Here is a 17,892-nt window from a genome sequence, read left to right on the forward strand (position 1 = left end):
ATGGTGTTGCAAGGCCGTTTTGGGCCAGTTTTCGCTTTTCCCGGATTTTCCATTGCCCGCCCCGGCAAAACGCTTAGGTTTCCCTTATGACAGATACTGACACACGCCCGTTTCGCGCTTTGATCCCGCCGCTTCGCTGGCTGTTCGGGCTGTTGATCCTGTTTGCCGGTCTTGCCAGTTTTGCCGCCCCCACGCGGGCCGCCGAACGGGGGCGGATCGAGGCGTTTCTGCAGGTCACGGGATTTGATGTGGCGCTTGACAGTATCGCGTTTTCCGCCGGGGCGGCGCCCAAGATGCTGGGGATTGAGCCGGGGCTGTTCGGGTCCGAATGGGAGCGGCTGAGCAAAGAGGTGTTTGATACCGCCGAAATGCAGGGGCTCGGGCTGGACATTCTGGAGCCGACGCTGCGCGATGAGGCGCTTAACCATGCGGCGGAGTTCTATGCTTCCGATCTGGGCCAGCGGCTTGTTGCGGCCGAAAACCACTCGCAGAGGCTTGAGGATGACAGCGCGAAACAGGCCGAGGGCAAGCAGATTCTGGCCGATCTGCGCGACAGCGATCCGGGCCGGATCAAGGCGTTGGAACGGATGAACGGATCAATCGATGCGGCCGGGGCCAGTCTGCGCGCGATGCAGGAGATTCAGTTCCGCTTTCTAATGGCGGCGAGCGCGGCCGGTGTGGTCGAGTTGCGTACCGATGCGGATGAGTTGCGCGCGCTGCTCAAGCAGAACGAAGCGGAGCTGCGCGAGGCCATTCGTGCCTCGGCTCTGGCTGGGTCGGCCTTTACCTATCGCGATTTCACGGATGAGGAGATCGTGGCCTATACCGAGGCGTTGGATCACCCGCTGATGCAAGAGGTCTATGAGCTGTTGAATGCGACGCAGTACGAGATCATGGCCAATCGGTTCGAGGTGTTGGCCGCCCGCATGGCCGAACTGCGGCCCGGTCAGGACATCTGAGCGATGGCCCTGTTGCGCCGCGCCGGGGCCTGTCTTTCACTTCTGGTGATGTTTTTCGCGAGCGGGCTGTGGGCTGGCCCCGATGCGACCGACGCCGCTGATCTGGCGCGTCTTTTGCGGGTCGATGATCTGGCAGAGGCGCTGCATCACGAGGGGGGCGATCACGGCACCGCCCTTGATCAAGACATGCTGGATGGACGGGGCGGGGCGCATTGGGCCCGGCAGGTGGCCGGGATTTACGGCACGGATCGGATCGCCACCGCGATGCGCCGCGCATTGGCTAAGCTGCTTGCTCCTGATGATGTAGCGGCCTGCGCCGCGTTTTTTGACAGCCCGCTGGGACAAAAGATCCTGTCGCATGAGATTGCTGCGCGGGTGGCCATGCGCAATGATGCGATCGAGGCCGCCGCGCGTGATGTCTATGACTCGCTGAAAGGCGGCGATGATCCGCGTCTGGCGGCGGTGATGCGGTTTGCCGATGTCAACGATCTGATCGAGCGCAATGTCGCGGGGGCGCTGAGTTCCAGTTTTCAGTTCCGGCGCGGTCTGGTGGAGGGCGGCGTTCTCGATCTGGATGAGGCGGGACTGCTTGCCGAAGTCTGGAGCGAAGAGGGGGAAACCCGGCAAGAAACCGAGAAATGGCTGTATGGCTATCTTCTGATGGCATATCAGCCGCTGTCCTTGCCGGAAATGGAGCGCTATATCGGGTTTTCGCAAGGTCCGGCGGGGCAGGCGCTGAACGCGGCACTGTTTGACGGCTTTGATGGGCTGTACCGGCAGATTTCATATGAGCTGGGCCTTGGGATCGCCAATGCCATGATGGCCAGCGACATCTAGGGCGAATCCGGTTGACAGGCCGGGGGCAGGACGCGATAAGCGCGCATCCCGGCCCGTATCTTGCGTGCCGGGTTTCGTTCTCATGACGCCCTGAAGGGCGCGCTGTCCGACGGTGGCGGGGCTGAAATGCCTGCCGCGAACACCCCGAAAGAGGGGGGCCACAGGACGCGGCAGAAAAAAGGAAAGACCCATGTTCGCGGTCCTCAAGACCGGTGGCAAGCAGTATAAGGTTCAGGCGGGTGATATTCTCCGTGTTGAAAAACTGGCTGCCGATTCCGGCGAAACGATTCAATTCAACGATGTCCTGATGCTGGGTGGCGAAAGCCCGGTTATTGGCGTGCCCTTCATCGAAGGTGCTGCCGTTCAGGCCGAAGTGATCGACCAGATCAAAGGCGATAAGGTCATCCACTTTGTCAAACGTCGCCGTAAGCATTCCAGCAAGCGGACCAAAGGTCACCGTCAAAAGCTGACGCTGGTCAAGATCACCGAGATCCTGGCGTCTGGTGGCGACAAGACCGGCGTGAAGGTCGCGACTGGCAAAGGCGATGCGCCTGCTGCCGGTGCTGCTGCTCCGGCCCCCAAGGCCGCCGCTGCTGCCACTTCGGACGATCTGACCAAGATCACCGGTGTCGGCCCCGCCGCCGCCAAGAAGCTGGTCGAAGCCGGTCTCTCCAGCTTTGCCCAGATCGCGGCCTTGTCCGAAGACGACATTGCTGGTATCGACGCGGTCAAAGTGAAACCCGAATGGGTTGAGCAGGCCAACGAGCTGGCCAAGGGCTAAGGAGACAGACGAATGGCACATAAAAAAGCTGGCGGTTCCTCCCGTAACGGGCGCGACTCCGCAGGTCGCCGCCTTGGCGTAAAACTCTATGGCGGTCAGGCCGTCATTCCCGGCAACATCATCGTGCGTCAGCGCGGGACCAAATTTTGGCCGGGGCAGGGTGTTGGCATGGGCAAGGATCACACGATCTTTGCAACCGTCGACGGCGCTGTGAAGTTCCATACCGGCCTCAAGGGCCGCACCTTCATTTCGGTTCTCCCGGTGGCGGAGGCCGCCGAGTAAGCCGTAACCTGAAGGGTTTTGAAAAACTGAAGGGGGATCGGCGAAACCGTCGGTCCCCTTTCACTTGTTTTCACGCCTGTGCCGTGACGCTTGCGAAAGGCCGGGCCGCACCACATATCGAGTTGACCATTTGGCAGGGGCTCCGGTCGGATACCCTGTGATGTTCGGAGGAGGAACAGGCGGATGATGTTGAATCAAATAACAACGCAAGAGGTCATCAATGCGGGGCGCTTCGATTTGCGCCCGCTGCGGCGCTCGGACATGGGGCTGATCGAGCTTTATGCAAGCGACAAGCGCGTGGCGCGCATGACCACGTCGATTCCGCATCCCTATCCGCCGGGCGCGGCCGAGGCTTTTGTCGCCCGCGCGCTGGATCCTGAGCGCGAGGCGGATATCTGGGCCATCGACGGCACCAAGTCCGACGAGGGCGAGCTGCTGGGCCTGATCAATCTGAAGAAGATGGATCGCAACCAGTCCGAGGTTGGCTTCTGGGTGGCGCCACTCTACTGGAACACGGGCATGGCCTCCGAGGCGGTGCAGGCGTTGATCGCGGCCAATCCGCTGGGCAACGACGCGATGTTCGCCAGCGTGTTTCAGGACAACCCCGCCTCGGCGCGGGTGCTAACTCATTGTGGCTTCGCCTATCTGGGCGATGCTGAAACCTATTCGGTGGCGCGCGATGCCACCGTTCCCACCTGGACCTATAGCCGAAAACTCTGATTGTTTCGGTATGGTCCTTTGCGCTAGGCAACGCATATGAAATTTCTAGATCTCGCAAAGGTCCATATCCGCTCCGGCGCCGGCGGTAATGGTTGCATCAGTTTTCGGCGCGAAAAATATATCGAATACGGCGGTCCCAACGGCGGTGACGGCGGCGGCGGTGGCTCGGTCATCGTCGAGGCTGTCGATGGGCTGAACACGCTGATCGATTTTCGCTATCAACAGCACTTCTTTGCCAAGAATGGCCAGCCCGGCATGGGCCAGCAGCGCACCGGCAAGGATGGCGAGGATATCGTCCTGCGGGTGCCGGTCGGAACCGAAATCCTGGATGAGGACGAGGAAACCGTGATCGCGGACCTTGCCACGCTCGGGGATCGGGTGGAACTGGCGCGCGGCGGCAATGGCGGCTGGGGCAACCTGCATTTCAAAACCGCAACAAACCAGGCTCCGCGCCGGTCCAATCCGGGCCAGCCGGGGGTCGAACGCACGTTGTGGCTGCGGTTGAAGCTGATTGCCGATACCGGGCTTCTGGGGCTGCCCAATGCGGGCAAGTCGACCTTTCTCGCCGCGACCTCGAACGCGCGGCCCAAGATCGCGGATTATCCGTTCACGACGCTGCATCCCAACCTCGGGGTCGTGGGGGTGGACGGGGTCGAATTCGTCATCGCCGATATTCCCGGCCTGATCGCCGGTGCGCATGAAGGGCGCGGCATCGGTGATCGGTTTCTGGCCCATGTGGAACGCTGCGCGGTGCTGCTGCATCTGGTCGACGCCACCTCCGAGACCATGGTCGAGGATTACCACACCATCATCCATGAGCTTGAGGCCTATGGCGGTCATCTGGCAGACAAGCCGCGCCTGACCGTGTTGAACAAGGTTGATGCGCTGGACGAAGAACAGCGCCAAGAGGCGAAGGCCGCGCTGGAGGCCGAGATCGGCAGCCCGGTGATGTTGATGTCGGGCGTCAGCGGCGAAGGGCTGACCGAGGTGTTGCGCGCGCTGCGGGCCGAGATCGACGAGGATCGCCTGCGGCTCAAACCCCGTGAGGAGGAAGAGTCGTGGCGACCCTAAGCACGGCCAAGCGCGTTGTGGTCAAGATCGGCTCGGCGCTGCTGGTCGATCGGGTCAGCGGCGATCTGCGCGGCGACTGGCTGCTGTCGCTGGCCGAGGATGTCACTGCGCTCAAGCAACGCGGCACCGATGTGATCCTGGTGTCCTCCGGCTCTATCGCGCTGGGGCGCGGGGTGCTGGGGTTGCCGCGCACGGAATTGCCGCTGGAGCAATCGCAGGCCGCCGCCGCGGTCGGCCAGATCCGGTTGGCGCGCGCCTATGAAGAAGCGCTGGCCCCCCACGGCATCACCACCGCGCAGGTTTTGGTCACGCTGGAGGATTCGACCTCTCGCCGTCGCTATCTCAACAGCCGCGCGACGATGGAGACGCTGCTGGGCTTTGGTGTGGTGCCGATCGTGAACGAGAATGACACCATCGCCACCGACGAAATCCGATATGGCGACAATGACCGGCTGGCGGCGCAGGTCGCGGTGACCGTGGGGGCCGATCAGCTGATCCTGTTGTCGGATGTGGATGGCTTCTATTCCGCCAACCCGGCCGAAGACCCCAACGCACATCGCTATGACGTGATTGACGAGATCACGGGCGAGATCGAGGCGATGGCGGGCGATGCCGGCTCTGGCCTGTCCAAGGGCGGCATGAAGACGAAACTGATGGCGGCGCAAACCGCCACCGCCGCCGGCTGCGCCATGGCGATCACTGAAGGCTCGCGCATGAACCCGCTGCGTGGGCTGGAACAGGGCGCCACTGCCACCTGGTTCACCGCCCAGCTTGATCCGCATGCGGCGCGCAAGGGCTGGATCGCGGCGATGAAACCGCGCGGAGAGATCACCGTCGATACCGGCGCGGCCCGGGCGCTTGGCACTGGCAAAAGCCTGTTGCCGGCCGGGGTGAGCCGCGTCGATGGCACCTTCGGGCGCGGCGATCCGGTGGCGATCCTGGACGAGACCGGGCACAAGCTGGGGCAGGGCCTTAGCCGCTATACCGCGCTTGAAGCGAAAAAGATCCGTGGCCACCACTCGACCGAGATCGAACCGATCCTCGGCTATCCGGGCCGGGCCGCTTTGATCCATCGCGACGATATGGCACTCTAGCCCTTCCTTTCACCACAAATATCCCCGCCGGAGGCGAGACATCCTCTGGCGCGCCCCAAAAGCAAAGGCGCCGAGACATGAAAGATCTGGACAACATTCCCGCCCTGATGGCCGCGCTTGGCGCCCGTGCCAAAGCCGCCGCGGCGGAACTGGCCTTCGCCCCGGCCGAAGCCAAGCGCGCGGCGCTGGAAGCCGCTGCGGATGCGGTCTGGGCGCATCGGGGCGATATCATCGCGGCCAATGCCAAGGATCTGGATTTTGGTCGGGACAAGGGCCTGAGCGCCGCGATGATGGACCGGCTGATGCTGGACGAGCCGCGCATTCAGGGCATTGTCGCGGGGCTGCGTGCGGTGGCGGCGCAACAGGATCCGGTCGGCGCGGTGATGACGGAATGGGACATGCCCTCGGGGCTGCATATCCAGCGTGTGCGCACCCCCTTGGGGGTGATCGGCGTGATCTATGAAAGCCGCCCCAATGTCACCGCCGATGCCGGTGCGCTGTGCCTGAAATCTGGCAACGCGGTGATCCTGCGCGGCGGTTCGGAAAGCTTCCATTCCTCCAGCGCGATCCATAGCTGTCTGGTCGAAGGGCTCAGGGCCGCCGGGCTGCCCGAGGCGGCGATCCAGCTTGTGCCGACCCGCGATCGCGCGGCGGTCTCCGAGCTGTTGACCATGACGGAGTATGTGGATGTGATCGTGCCGCGCGGCGGCAAGGGGCTGGTGGGTCTGGTGCAGCGCGAGGCGCGGGTGCCGGTCTTTGCCCATCTGGAGGGGATCGTGCACATCTATATCGACAAGGCGGCCGATCTGGACAAGACGCTGAAGGTGGTGATGAACGCCAAGACGCGACGCACCGGGATCTGCGGCGCTGCCGAATGCCTGCTGATCCACCGTGACGTGATCAACTCCATCGGCAAACCGGTGATCGCGGCGCTGGTTGCGGCCGGGGTTTCGGTTCATGCTGGCGGCGCACTGAGTGAAATCGTCGGCACGGTGCCCGCAACGGAGGCCGATTGGGGCCGTGAATACCTCGATATGATCATCGCGGCCAAGCCGGTCGATGACATCGACGCCGCCATCGCCCATATCCGCCAATATGGCTCGAACCACACCGATTGCATCCTGACCGAGGACAAAGCGGCGGTCGCACGTTTCTTTGAGCGGCTCGACAGCGCGATTCTGATGCACAACGCCTCGACCCAATTCGCCGACGGTGGCGAATTCGGCATGGGGGCCGAGATCGGCATCGCCACCGGCAAGATGCATGCGCGCGGGCCGGTCGGGGCAGAGCAATTGACCAGCTTCAAATATCTGGTCACCGGCGACGGCACTGTTCGGGGCTGACCGAACTGGGACTTGACAGGCGTCCGTTTGGACTGCGGATCAGAACCGAAGAGTCAGACCTGCCGCGTCATGTTTCGGTCTGAGCGTGCGGCCCATCTGTGTCGCGGCCAGTGGCAACAGCGCGAATTGCACCTTGGCGGGGATCAGGGCGGCGGTCTTGCCCGCCCCGGTCAGCCAGTCCCAGAGCGCGGGATCGACAGCGATGGGGGTGCCGCTGGCGGTGACGGTCCAGGCCCCGTCCGCTTCGATCACATCAACCTGCCCGCCGCGGGGCAGCGCCGCTTCGCAGCACAACAGCGACAGAAACGCCAGCTTGACCAGACCGCGCGTTTGCCCCCCCTCGGGGTGCCAGGTGATGCGCAGGCGACCATCGCACCCGATGTCTTGCAACAGAGTCTTGATGTCGGCCTGGCCGATCACCTGTTCGCCCACCGCGCCAAAGGCGATGCGGAAAAACCGCAGCCGTGCGCTGGCGCTATTGGCGCTTTGCGCGATAAGGTCGTGTTCGGGGCCCGAGGCACCGCCGACCAGCTCCAGCAACTCCATCCCGTTCACGATCGCCCCGATGGGTCCGATCAGATCGTGGCAAATGCGCGAGGCAATCAGCGCCGACATGTCTGGCGCGTCATCCTTCGGGTTGACCTGTGAGGGATTCTCCATAAGGGAATACTGGCCCATGAACGATCTGAACTCCATACTTGAACCGGGCATGCTGGTTCGCCACCCTGATCGCCCCGACTGGGGCGTCGGGCAGGTGCAGTCCAACGCCGGCGGCAAGATCACCGTGAATTTCCGCGACGCCGGCAAAGTCGTGTTTGACGGGGCCCGCGTCGCGCTTGTCATCGCCTTTGATGGGTGAAACAGGTTGATGAAATGTTAAAGCCTGCGGCATCTGCTCCCTGCTGGTTGCGCTGTTGGGCCGGGATGCGGTATCAGCGCGCAAAACCGTGCCCTAACTCTTTTCAGCAGGAATACTGATGCCTGACCGCGGGCCTGCCTTTTCCGTCAAGATCGCCGAGACCGAGGACGAACTGCGCGCGGCGCAGGCCTTGCGCTATGAGGTTTTCGTACGCGAATTGGGCGGTGGTGGCGAGATGGTGGATCACGAACAGGGATTGGAGCGCGACCGCTTTGACCCGTTCTTTGATCACATGATTGTCAGCGAGACTGGCGCGGGCCGGGTCGTCGGTGTCTATCGGCTGTTGCGCGACGATCAGGCGCAGGCGGCGGGGCAGTTCTATTCCGAGGATGAATACGACCTTTCGGTGCTGAAATCTTCGGGGCGCCGACTGTTGGAACTGGGCCGCTCCTGCGTGCATCCGGACTATCGCGGCAGCATGGCGATGTTTCATCTCTGGACGGGGCTGTCCGGATATGTGGCGCAGCACGGGATCGACATCCTGTTCGGCGTCGCCAGCTTTCACGGCACCGATGTGCAGGCGCTGGCACAACCGCTGTCGATGCTGCATCACAACCATCTGGCCCCGCCGGAGCTGCGGGTGCGGGCCCAGCCCGACCATTTCCAAAGCATGGATCTGGTGCCCGAGGATGCGCTTGACGGGCGCAACGCCATGCTGGGGGTGCCCGCGCTGATCAAGGCCTATCTGCGGCTTGGCGGGTTCGTGGGCGAGGGGGCCTTTGTCGATCATGCCTTCAACACCACCGATGTCTGCCTGATCCTCGATACCGGACTTATGAACGAGCGGCACAGGCGGATCTATTCCGGGGCCCGTGCCAGCGCCCGAACCGGGGATCAAACGGCGGCCCAAACGGGCGACCAGACTGGTGAGCGCGCCGAATGAGCGCCACCTGGGAGAGTGAGACCCCGCCCGATCCGGTGGACATCGGAGCGTTGGGCTGGGTGCTTGTCGTCGGTCGGGGCACGGTTCTGATCGCGCTGATCACGGTCTGTCTGGTGCTCTTGCTGCTGCTGCGGCTGGTCGAAATCCCGATCTGGGGGCAGGGGCGGCCGATCACCCCCTTTATCGTCCAGTTTGTCTGCCGCAATGCCTTCCGCATCCTTGGAATCGGATTTTCCAGCCACGGAACGCCGATGCGGGGTGCTGGCGCCGTCGTGGCCAACCACAGTTCGTGGCTGGATATCTTTACGCTGAACGCCTGCAAGCGGATCTATTTCGTGTCCAAGGCCGAGGTGGCGCACTGGCCCGGCATCGGCATTCTGGCGCGGGCAACCGGCACGGTGTTCATCGAGCGCGACCGCAGACAGGCGCGGGCGCAAACAGCCGTGTTCGTCGAACGGCTGGAAACGGGGCACAAGCTGCTTTTTTTCCCCGAGGGCACTTCGACCGACGGGCTCAGGGTGCTGCCGTTCAAATCGACGCTGTTTGGCGCCTTTTTCGCCGATCCGCTGCGCGAGTCGCTTAAGGTGCAACCGGTCAGCGTGATCTACCACGCTCCGGACGGGCAACCGGTGCGATTTTATGGCTGGTGGGGGGATATGGAGTTCGGCCCGCATCTGCTGAAAACGCTTTCGGCACCGCGACAGGGGCGGGTAGAGCTGATCTATCACACCCCGCTGAAGGTGTCCGAATTCCAGAACCGCAAGGCGCTGGCAGCCACAGCCGAGGCGCTGGTGCGCGCGGGGCTTGAGGCCTATCTGCCCGAAGCGGAAGACTGATCCGCCGGATTTTTCTGGCCAGACCTTACGATCATACCCTATGCTTACGGATATCGTTTCAGCTGCGGCCCTGCATGAAAACCCATACAGGATGCGCTGAACAAGCTCGCGGCGCGGCATTTTCGAAAGATCGAAACGGGCCAAGTCGGTCACCGCCCCAAGGCCTATTGCATCTCAAGACGGCCCTCGCATCGCTTTGGGGTTGCGGCTGAGGGCCAGATGGCCTATTTGCGCGCCATTCAAACCCGCAGGCGGGGTTTGGGCTGCTCGGGGGAGACATCCCTGACGGTCCGCCGGTTGGAGCATCTGCTTCTCTCACCCCCGCCGAGGCGTAAACCGGAAAGGAAACTACCTATGGCTCTTCCTGAGTTCACAATGCGTCAGCTGCTTGAAGCTGGTGTTCACTTTGGTCACCAGACGCAGCGCTGGAACCCGCGCATGGGGCCCTATATCTATGGCTCGCGCAACGGCATCCATATCATGGACCTGACCCAGACTGTCCCGATGCTGGACCAGGCGTTGACCGCGGTTCGCGATACCGTTGCCAAGGGTGGCCGGGTTCTGTTCGTCGGCACCAAGCGTCAGGCACAACAGCCGATCGCCGACTCGGCCGAGAAATCGGCGCAGTACTTCATGAACCACCGTTGGTTGGGCGGCACGCTGACCAACTGGAAAACCGTTTCGCAGTCGATCAACCGTCTGAAGCAGATCGACGAGCAGATGGAAACCGGCTTTGAAGGTCTGACCAAGAAAGAGCGTCTGGGCATGGAACGTGACCAGACCAAGCTGCAGGCCAGCCTTGGCGGGATCCGCGAAATGGGCGGCACCCCGGACCTGCTGTTCGTCATCGACGTCAAGAAAGAGGCTCTGGCCATCTCCGAAGCGAACAAGCTGGGCATCCCGGTCGTCGCTGTGGTCGATACCAACTGCTCGCCTGATGGCATTGATTACATGATCCCCGGCAACGATGACGCGGCACGCGCTATCGCGCTGTATTGCGATCTGGTCTCGCGCGCGGCACTGGACGGCATGACGGCACAGATGGGCGCCGCAGGCATCGATCTGGGCTCGCTGGAAGAGGCTCCTGTCGAAGAGGCGCTGGTTGAAGAACCGGCCGTCGTCGCGGACGCCCCGGCCGAAGCCTGATCACCGGGCTGTCACCGATCTGACATGCGGGGCAGGCTATGACCTGCCCCAAGCAACCTTTGATTTGAGGAGAGCCAAGATATGGCAATCACAGCAGCACAGGTGAAAGAACTGCGCGACTCCACCGGAGCCGGCATGATGGACGCCAAAAAGGCGCTGACCGAAACCGATGGCGACATGGACGCCGCGGTGGATTGGCTGCGCACCAAGGGTCTGGCCAAAGCGGCCAAGAAATCCGGTCGCACCGCCGCCGAGGGCCTGATCGCCGTCGTCGTCGAGGGGGGCACCGGCGTTGCCGTCGAGGTGAACTCAGAGACCGATTTCGTCGCCAAGAACGCTGATTTCCAGTCGATGGTCGCAGGCATTGCCAAAGCGGCGCTGCCCGTGGCTGACCTTGCGGCGCTGAATGGCGCCGATCTGGGCGGCAAGAGCGTGGCCGACACCCTGACCGACAAGATCGCCACCATTGGCGAGAACATGTCGCTGCGCCGTATGGAAAAGATCGAAGGCGAAACCATCGTCTCCTACATCCATAACGCCGTGGCCGATGGCATGGGCAACATTGGTGTTCTGGTCGCGCTCAAGGGCGGCGACGAAGCCTTTGGCAAACAGGTCGCGATGCATATCGCTGCGGTGAACCCCGCCGCGTTGTCCGAGGCCGATCTGGACCCTGCCGTTGTCGAAAAAGAGCGTCAGGTGCAGATGGATATCGCCCGTGAATCCGGCAAGCCGGAGCAGGTGATCGAAAAGATGATCATCGGTCGGATGAAGAAATTCATCGCCGAGTCGACCCTGCTGAGCCAGCAGTTCGTGGTCAACCCGGACCTGACCGTCGGGGCCGCCGCCAAAGAGGCCGGTGCGGAAATCACCGGTTTCGTCCGTCTGGAAGTGGGCGAAGGCATCGAGGTGGAGAAGGAAGACTTCGCCGCCGAGGTGGCCAAGGCCGCACAGGGCTGAAACAGCCCATACCACGGCTTGGGGCTGTAACAGCCCGGGGTTAGGGACCGAAACCAAAACGGAGCCGCGCATATCGCGCGGCTCCGACTTGTTTGACGACCCCTTGATGATGGGGATGGCGGGGCCATTCAAAGGCTCCGGCTCGACTACGGAAAAATACATACCCGAACCGGACGGGACAGAGAGCCTTGAAATCGGCAAGGATCAGTTCCCGACGCTCCTTAGGCTAAAGCCACCACTCACGGAACGGCTATACTTTGCGATTTTCGGTCTGTTTTGAAAAGTCATGTATTCCTTACCCCAGGTAAGGCACGAGACCCGAAATCTGTACAACGTATTGTAAGTTTGCTGTTTTTTTCACCGTTCAGGCTTCGATGACGAACATCTGGTTGTGAAGCGCGGCTTTCATCACGGCCTGCGCGGTGGTCTCGACCGCCAGCGCCTCGCGCGCCAAGCGTAGATGTTTTTCCACCGTCGCCGAGGTCAGCCCCATCAGCACCGCGATATCCTGCATGGTCTTGCCATCGCCCACCCATTCCAGCGCCTCGCGCTGCCGTTTGGTCAGAGAACGCTTGGGCGCGACATGGGGCAACGTCAGGATTTTCAGATGGGCAATATTATTCATCAGCAGGATGTCTTCGCCATGGATCTTCCAGATCTCATCAATATCCGTCTGGGTCATCCCCGGCCGCGCACAGAGCGAAATCGCGCCCTTTGAGCGCACAGAGACGGAATTGAAACTGATCGTATAGCCGGCGGTGACGTTCATCTTGTGATTGAAATCATACACCATCTGCTCCTGCGGCGTGAAGGTCTGGCTGGCCATCATCTGGTTGATCATGCGCCAGCTTTCGGCCCCTTCGTTTTTCAGCGCCCAATGCAGCATCGGGGCATCAAAATATAGACCACCATGCATAAACCTATCGACATAGTCTTTGCTGTGATTGGTCAGGATCACAAAGTCGTCCGGGTCCCCAAGCGAGGTTTCGGTGCGATATCGCGTATAGCCATAAAGCAGGCGATCAAAGCCGTAGCGGGCCATTTCCTTGGTATGGGTGGACCAAAGCGCTTCGAGCGAAGGCGCGCGCGAGATAAAGTTGAGATAGCTGCGCAGGGTCATGAAAGACCCCGCCGACCGATCCGGGCCGCGTCTGATTCTTGCACGAAGATATTCATACACACCATCTGGTATTGGGGTTTCTGCGCAGACCGGTATGCCGGGGTCTGAACCATCCCGATACAACTATAACGGAGTTGATCGAAAAACATGTACTCCCATCCCTCATAGAGCTAGGAATACACGTTCAAACCGTTCCCTGTCCAGTTCGTCTTGCGTTCTAGCCTGCAAGCGAAAGGTCGATCCTTCGGGGCTCAATCCTGCGGGGGGGCGAACACCGTCATGGCCAGCCAATCGGCGACCAATGCCGGGCTGTCGTGCCCCTCGATCTCTATGCTCAGACTGAATTCGCGCAACACCTCGACCTCAGAGCGTTGCCGGATCGCTGTCAGGATAAAGCGTCCGCGCAGACGTGCCCCGGACGGAACCGGGCTAAGAAAGCGCAGCTTGTTGAAGCCGTAATTGAGGGTCATCACCTCACCGGACAGGGGCGTGAAACAATCCTCGCCAAATCGACTGGCCAACGACAGGGTCAGAAATCCATGCGCGATGGTTCCGCCGAACGGGGCCTCGGCGGCGGCGCGTTCGGGATCGACGTGAATCCACTGGTGGTCGTGGGTGACGTCGGCGAAGGCGTCGATCATGGGTTGATCGACCGTGATCCAGTCCGACAGGCCGATTTCGGTACCGATCAGGGCCTCTTGCGCCGCGAGGGCGGTTTCAATTTCAGTCATGACGCATCCTTTTGCGTTGTAGAACAGGGAGTTGGGACGCAGGTCCAAGGCGGGTTGCGCTTGGTCCTCGTCGGGTTACTTTGCCACGCGACACCAGGCAGGAGGCTTTGATGACCCGCGAATATCGCCAACATGTGTATCGCCCGCCCGCAGGCGCCGCCGATATCCTGCTGATCCGCCACGGCGAAAGCATGCCGGCGCGGCCCGGCGAATCTTTTCCGATGACCGGCGGGCATGGCGACCCGGCCCTGCATGAGACCGGCCATGCGCAGGCCGCCGCCGTGGCGGAGCGGTTGCAGCGCGCGCCGCTCGCCGCGATCTATGTCACCACCTTGCAACGCACGCATCAGACCGCCGCGCCGCTGGCCGCGCGTCTGGGTCTGACCCCGCGCGTCGAATCTGATCTGCGCGAGGTGCATCTGGGCGACTGGGACGGCGGGCTTTACCGCATCAAGGCCGCCGAGAACGACCCGGCCTTTCAGCGCGCCCGTGAACGCCGTGAATGGGGCGAGATCCCCGGCGCCGAGACCACCGCCGCGTTGCAGACCCGCGTACGGGCAGGGCTGCTGCGCATCGCGGCGGCCCATCCCGATCAACTGGTTGCCGCCGTGGTCCATGGCGGTGTCATCGGCGCCGCGATGGCCTTGGCCAGCGGCGCGGATGCCTTTGCCTTTAACGGGGCGGCCAACGGCTCGATCAGCCGGTTGGTAATTCAGGGCGACCGGATGACCGTGCGGGGTTTCAACGATTGTGCGCATCTGAACTGACCGACCTCAGTCCATGATCAGAACGACCTTGCCCTTGGCCTTGCGCTCCTCCATCAGCTTCAACGCTTCGCCCGCTTGCTCCAACGGGAAGCGCGCGCTGATTTGCGGCTTGATCTTGCCCGCGCCATAAAGCCGGAACAGATCGGCCATGTTGGCGGCATGCCCCTCGGGTTCGCGCGCGACCGCCGCGCCCCAGAACACGCCAACGATCTGGCTGCCCTTCAACAAGGTCAAGTTCAGCGGGATCTTGGGGATGCCGGCAGGAAAGCCAACCACCAGAAACCGCCCCTTCCACGCCAGCGCGCGCAGCGCCGGTTCGGCATAGTCCCCGCCCACCGCGTCATAGACCACGTCGACTCCTTCGGGTCCGGCCAGTTCCTTGATCTTGGCCGAAAGCGCCCTTTGTGCATCGCGATCCATCTCGCGCGGATAGATCAGGGTCTCGTCAGCGCCGATGTCACGGCAAAACGCCGCCTTGTCCTCGGAAGAGACGGCTGCGATCACCCGCGCGCCCGCCGCTTTGCCCAATTCAATCGCCGCCGCGCCAACGCCGCCGGCCGCGCCCAGAATCAACAGGGTTTCGCCCTTTTGCAGTTGCGCCCGGTCCTTCAGCGCGTGATGCGAGGTGCCATAGGTAAAGACGAAACAGGCCGCATCCTCATAGGGCATCGCATCGGGGATCTTGACGGCTTTTGCGGCCTCGACATTGATACGGGTGGCGAATCCGCCATGCCCGGTCAACGCCAGCACCCGATCACCAACGGCAAACCCGCTGATACCTTCGCCCACCTCAAGAACTTCGCCCGCGACCTCGCCGCCCGGCGCAAAGGGACGCTGCGGCTTGAACTGGTACAGATCGCGGATGATCAACGTGTCGGGAAAATTCAGCCCCGCCGCATGGACCTTGAGCAAAAGATGTCCCTTTTTTACCTCGGGGTCCGGGACGTCCGTCAAGATCAGGGTGTCGGGGCCGCCGGGTGCGGTGCTGAGCATGGCTTTCATTCTGTTTTCCTCCATATGCCGCGACGTTCGTGCACGCCGCAAAATCCGCCCGAGTCATCCCGTTGCAAAACCCTGTTGTCAATCGAAATGCAAAATGCAATTTTGCTGTGCGGAATATGCCGCGCAATATGAGGGGGGAGCATGGGGCAGGATTCAGGCGATCTGGCGTTGTTTCGCGCCGACATCCGGGCTTGGCTGGACGAAAACTGTCCGCAGGATATGCGCGACGGGGCTGTCGGCGAAGATAGCATCTGCTGGGGCGGAAAAAACTGGAACTTCACGTCAGAAGCGCAGGAAATCTGGCTGCACCGCTGCGCGACGGCGGGCTATTCCGTGCCGACATGGCCGGTGGAATACGGCGGTGCCGGGCTGAACCGCGATCAGGAAAAGATCTTTCATGAGGAAATGGCGCGCATCAACGCGCGCCTGCCGCTGCAGAGTTTCGGCATCTGGATGCTGGGGCCGGCGCTTTTGCAGTTTGGCACCCACGCGCAAAAGCTGCACTTTCTGCCGCCCATCGCACGCGGTGAGATCCGCTGGTGCCAAGGCTATTCCGAGCCGGGGGCGGGATCTGATCTCGCCAGCGTTCAGACAAAGGCCGAGGACAAGGGCGATCACTGGCTGGTCAACGGGCAAAAGATCTGGACCTCCTATGCCAACAAGGCCGACTGGATCTTTGCCTTGCTGCGCACGGATCGGGACGCGCCCAAGCACAAGGGAATCTCCTTTGTTCTGATCGATATGCGTAGCGAGGGGGCCTCGACCCGTCCGATCGGATTGATTTCCGGCGCCTCGCCATTTTGCGAGACCTTCTTCGACAACGTGAAGGTGCCGAAATCCTATGGCGAAGACATCCCGTCGCAGGTCGGCGAGATCAATCGCGGCTGGGACGTGGCAAAATACCTGCTGACCCATGAGCGCGAGATGATTTCGGGCTCGGCCATGCTGGCGGGCAGTGGTCGCTCGCTTGGCGTGATCCTGAGCGAGAGCGGGCATCTGGACGACCCGATCCTGCGCGCCGACGTGATGCGCGCCGAGATCGACGAACTCGCCTTTGGCCTGACGCTGGAACGCTACAAGGATCAGGCGTCGGCCGGGCAGGGCACCGGCGATGCCTCTGCCATGCTGAAATACGTCGGCACCGAGCTGAACAAGCGTCGGCAAGAACTGATCATGGCCGGGGCCGGCGCTGATGCGCTGGCTTGGGATGACGGGCGCGCGCCGGATTGGTTGCGCAGCAAGGCAAATTCGATCGAGGGCGGCACCTCCGAGGTGATGCTCAGCATCCTCTCGCGTCGCGTTCTTGGGCTGCCGGGGTAACGGACATGACAAAACTGGTTAGAACCGAAGAAGAGATCATGCTGGCCGATGCCGCACGCGGGTTTCTTGACGAGGCCGCGCCGGTTGCGCATCTGCGCGCGCAGCGTGACGCCGGGCAGACCCACGATCCCGAGCTCTGGAAACAGATGGCTGAGATGGGCTGGGCCGGAGTTCTGGTGCCCGAAGCGGCAGGCGGCGCCGATATGGGCTTTGCCGCTGCCAATGTGCTGGCTGAGGAAATGGGCCGCAGCTTGACCGCCAGCCCGTTCCTGTCGACCGCCGTGATCGCGGCCACGGCGCTGCGCCAAATCAGCGACGAGCGCGCCCGGACCGCCTTGGCAGCCATCGCGGGCGGCGCGCGGACCTATGCGCTGGCGATTGACGAAGGGTCGAAACACGCCCCCGAGGCAAGCGCGTTGCGCGCTGAGCGGGACGGCAACGGCTTTCGCCTGAGCGGCGAAAAACGCTTTGTCGTCGATGGCGGCTTTGCCAATCACCTGCTGGTCCTGGCGCGCACCGATGCCGGGCTGACGCTGTTTGATATCCCCGCCGATCGCGCCGGGATCGCGCGCACGGCGCAAGCAATGATCGACAGCCGCGATGCGGCGCGGATCACTTTCGACGGGGTCGAGGCGACGGGCGACAACGTGTTGGGTCAGGTTGACGATGCGATGACGGTGCTGGCGCCTGCGCTGCACGCCGGGCAGGCGGCGCTGGCCGCCGAGATGTCCGGGTTGGCCGCCGGGGCCTTTGGCATGACGCTGGCCTATCTCAAGGAGCGCACACAGTTTGGTGTGCCCATCGGCAGCTTTCAGGCGCTGCAACATCGCGCCGCGCATCTGTGGAGCGACTGCGAGGTGACCGCCTCGGCCATCCTCAACGCGGGCCGGATGCTGGACGGTGACCCGGACAATGCTGCGCTTGCCGTGTCGCTGGCCAAGGCACGCGCCACCCAGACCGCGCAGCTTGCGGTGCAGGAGGGGGTGCAGATGCACGGCGGCATCGGCATGACCGACGAATTCGACATGGGCTTTTACATGAAGCGCGCCCGTGTCGGGGCCGAATGGCTTGGAGATTATGGTTATCACGCGGGCGTTGTTGCCCGCCTGCGCGGATTCTGAAGG

20 protein-coding genes are annotated in these 17,892 nt (G+C 62.5%); 16 read left to right on the top strand and 4 right to left on the bottom strand.

Translation table 11 applies throughout. The features are described 5' to 3' along the window. Positions 1-86 precede the first annotated feature (86 nt). The 8 genes from E1B25_RS19525 (at position 87) to E1B25_RS19560 (ending at position 7,087) form a co-directional block, all read left to right on the top strand. On the top strand, positions 87-959 hold the full coding sequence (locus E1B25_RS19525; protein ID WP_132831259.1) for a DUF2059 domain-containing protein: 873 nt from the start codon (positions 87-89) through the stop codon (positions 957-959). Between the two features lie 3 nt (positions 960-962). Then, complete coding sequence (locus tag E1B25_RS19530) at positions 963-1,796, top strand: DUF2059 domain-containing protein (RefSeq protein WP_132831260.1); 834 nt, start codon at positions 963-965, stop codon at positions 1,794-1,796. A 190-nt stretch (positions 1,797-1,986) separates the two neighbouring features. Further along, on the top strand, positions 1,987-2,577 hold the full coding sequence (locus E1B25_RS19535; RefSeq protein ID WP_132831261.1) for a 50S ribosomal protein L21: 591 nt from the start codon (positions 1,987-1,989) through the stop codon (positions 2,575-2,577). Between the two features lie 12 nt (positions 2,578-2,589). Continuing rightward, positions 2,590-2,859: a 50S ribosomal protein L27 gene (gene rpmA / locus E1B25_RS19540; protein WP_132831262.1), complete on the top strand. Its 270-nt coding sequence runs from the start codon at positions 2,590-2,592 to the stop codon at positions 2,857-2,859. A gap of 183 nt (positions 2,860-3,042) precedes the next feature. Continuing rightward, positions 3,043-3,579: a GNAT family N-acetyltransferase gene (locus E1B25_RS19545; protein ID WP_132831263.1), complete on the top strand. Its 537-nt coding sequence runs from the start codon at positions 3,043-3,045 to the stop codon at positions 3,577-3,579. A gap of 36 nt (positions 3,580-3,615) precedes the next feature. Continuing rightward, on the top strand, positions 3,616-4,650 hold the full coding sequence (gene obgE / locus E1B25_RS19550) for a GTPase ObgE (RefSeq protein WP_132831264.1): 1,035 nt from the start codon (positions 3,616-3,618) through the stop codon (positions 4,648-4,650). Beyond that, complete coding sequence (proB, locus tag E1B25_RS19555) at positions 4,638-5,744, top strand: glutamate 5-kinase (protein ID WP_132831265.1); 1,107 nt, start codon at positions 4,638-4,640, stop codon at positions 5,742-5,744. Before obgE ends, proB begins: the two co-directional genes overlap by 13 nt. Positions 5,745-5,821: 77 nt before the next feature. Then, entirely contained in the window at positions 5,822-7,087 is a 1,266-nt protein-coding gene (locus E1B25_RS19560; protein ID WP_132831266.1) for a glutamate-5-semialdehyde dehydrogenase, read from the top strand. A gap of 39 nt (positions 7,088-7,126) precedes the next feature. Here the strand turns inward: E1B25_RS19560 and E1B25_RS19565 are convergent, their stop codons facing one another. Further along, positions 7,127-7,747, bottom strand: a complete 621-nt coding sequence (locus E1B25_RS19565; RefSeq protein ID WP_132831267.1) for a histidine phosphotransferase family protein — start codon at positions 7,745-7,747, stop codon at positions 7,127-7,129. Positions 7,748-7,763: 16 nt separating this feature from the next. Here E1B25_RS19565 and E1B25_RS19570 point away from each other — a divergent pair, with 16 nt between their 5' ends. The 5 genes from E1B25_RS19570 to tsf all read left to right on the top strand — a co-directional run bounded on the left by E1B25_RS19570 (position 7,764) and on the right by tsf (position 11,828). Next, positions 7,764-7,946 carry a DUF3553 domain-containing protein gene (locus tag E1B25_RS19570; RefSeq protein WP_132831268.1) on the top strand — a complete coding sequence of 61 codons (183 nt, stop codon included), beginning with the start codon at positions 7,764-7,766 and terminating at the stop codon, positions 7,944-7,946. A gap of 118 nt (positions 7,947-8,064) precedes the next feature. Next, positions 8,065-8,889, top strand: coding sequence for an L-ornithine N(alpha)-acyltransferase (gene olsB, locus E1B25_RS19575; protein WP_132831269.1), 825 nt, complete (start codon positions 8,065-8,067; stop codon positions 8,887-8,889). Beyond that, positions 8,886-9,725 (top strand): lyso-ornithine lipid O-acyltransferase, encoded by an 840-nt coding sequence (gene olsA / locus E1B25_RS19580; RefSeq protein WP_132831270.1) that lies wholly within the window; start codon positions 8,886-8,888, stop codon positions 9,723-9,725. Before olsB ends, olsA begins: the two co-directional genes overlap by 4 nt. Positions 9,726-10,079: 354 nt before the next feature. Next, the gene (rpsB, locus tag E1B25_RS19585; RefSeq protein WP_132831271.1) at positions 10,080-10,871 is read left to right on the top strand and encodes a 30S ribosomal protein S2; all 792 of its coding nucleotides are present in this window, start codon (positions 10,080-10,082) and stop codon (positions 10,869-10,871) included. 81 nt (positions 10,872-10,952) lie between these two features. After that, complete coding sequence (gene tsf / locus E1B25_RS19590) at positions 10,953-11,828, top strand: translation elongation factor Ts (RefSeq protein ID WP_132831272.1); 876 nt, start codon at positions 10,953-10,955, stop codon at positions 11,826-11,828. 364 nt (positions 11,829-12,192) lie between these two features. Here tsf and E1B25_RS19595 read toward each other — a convergent pair whose 3' ends face one another. Beyond that, complete coding sequence (locus E1B25_RS19595; RefSeq protein WP_132831273.1) at positions 12,193-12,948, bottom strand: LuxR family transcriptional regulator; 756 nt, start codon at positions 12,946-12,948, stop codon at positions 12,193-12,195. Positions 12,949-13,199: 251 nt separating this feature from the next. Continuing rightward, entirely contained in the window at positions 13,200-13,679 is a 480-nt protein-coding gene (locus E1B25_RS19600; RefSeq protein ID WP_132831274.1) for a MaoC family dehydratase, read from the bottom strand. Between the two features lie 110 nt (positions 13,680-13,789). Here E1B25_RS19600 and E1B25_RS19605 point away from each other — a divergent pair, with 110 nt between their 5' ends. Beyond that, the gene (locus E1B25_RS19605; RefSeq protein ID WP_132831275.1) at positions 13,790-14,446 is read left to right on the top strand and encodes a histidine phosphatase family protein; all 657 of its coding nucleotides are present in this window, start codon (positions 13,790-13,792) and stop codon (positions 14,444-14,446) included. A 6-nt stretch (positions 14,447-14,452) separates the two neighbouring features. Here E1B25_RS19605 and E1B25_RS19610 read toward each other — a convergent pair whose 3' ends face one another. Then, positions 14,453-15,448: an NADPH:quinone oxidoreductase family protein gene (locus E1B25_RS19610; protein WP_132831276.1), complete on the bottom strand. Its 996-nt coding sequence runs from the start codon at positions 15,446-15,448 to the stop codon at positions 14,453-14,455. A gap of 141 nt (positions 15,449-15,589) precedes the next feature. Between E1B25_RS19610 and E1B25_RS19615 the strand changes: the two genes are divergently transcribed. Together E1B25_RS19615 and E1B25_RS19620 are read left to right on the top strand one after the other, a co-directional pair. Then, positions 15,590-16,768: an acyl-CoA dehydrogenase family protein gene (locus E1B25_RS19615; protein WP_132831277.1), complete on the top strand. Its 1,179-nt coding sequence runs from the start codon at positions 15,590-15,592 to the stop codon at positions 16,766-16,768. Positions 16,769-16,773: 5 nt separating this feature from the next. Further along, positions 16,774-17,889: an acyl-CoA dehydrogenase family protein gene (locus E1B25_RS19620; RefSeq protein WP_206338596.1), complete on the top strand. Its 1,116-nt coding sequence runs from the start codon at positions 16,774-16,776 to the stop codon at positions 17,887-17,889. The last annotated feature ends 3 nt before the right edge of the window (positions 17,890-17,892 follow it).

Origin of the sequence: Antarcticimicrobium sediminis (assembly GCF_004348975.1) — a bacterium.
Taxonomy (GTDB): domain Bacteria; phylum Pseudomonadota; class Alphaproteobacteria; order Rhodobacterales; family Rhodobacteraceae; genus Antarcticimicrobium; species Antarcticimicrobium sediminis.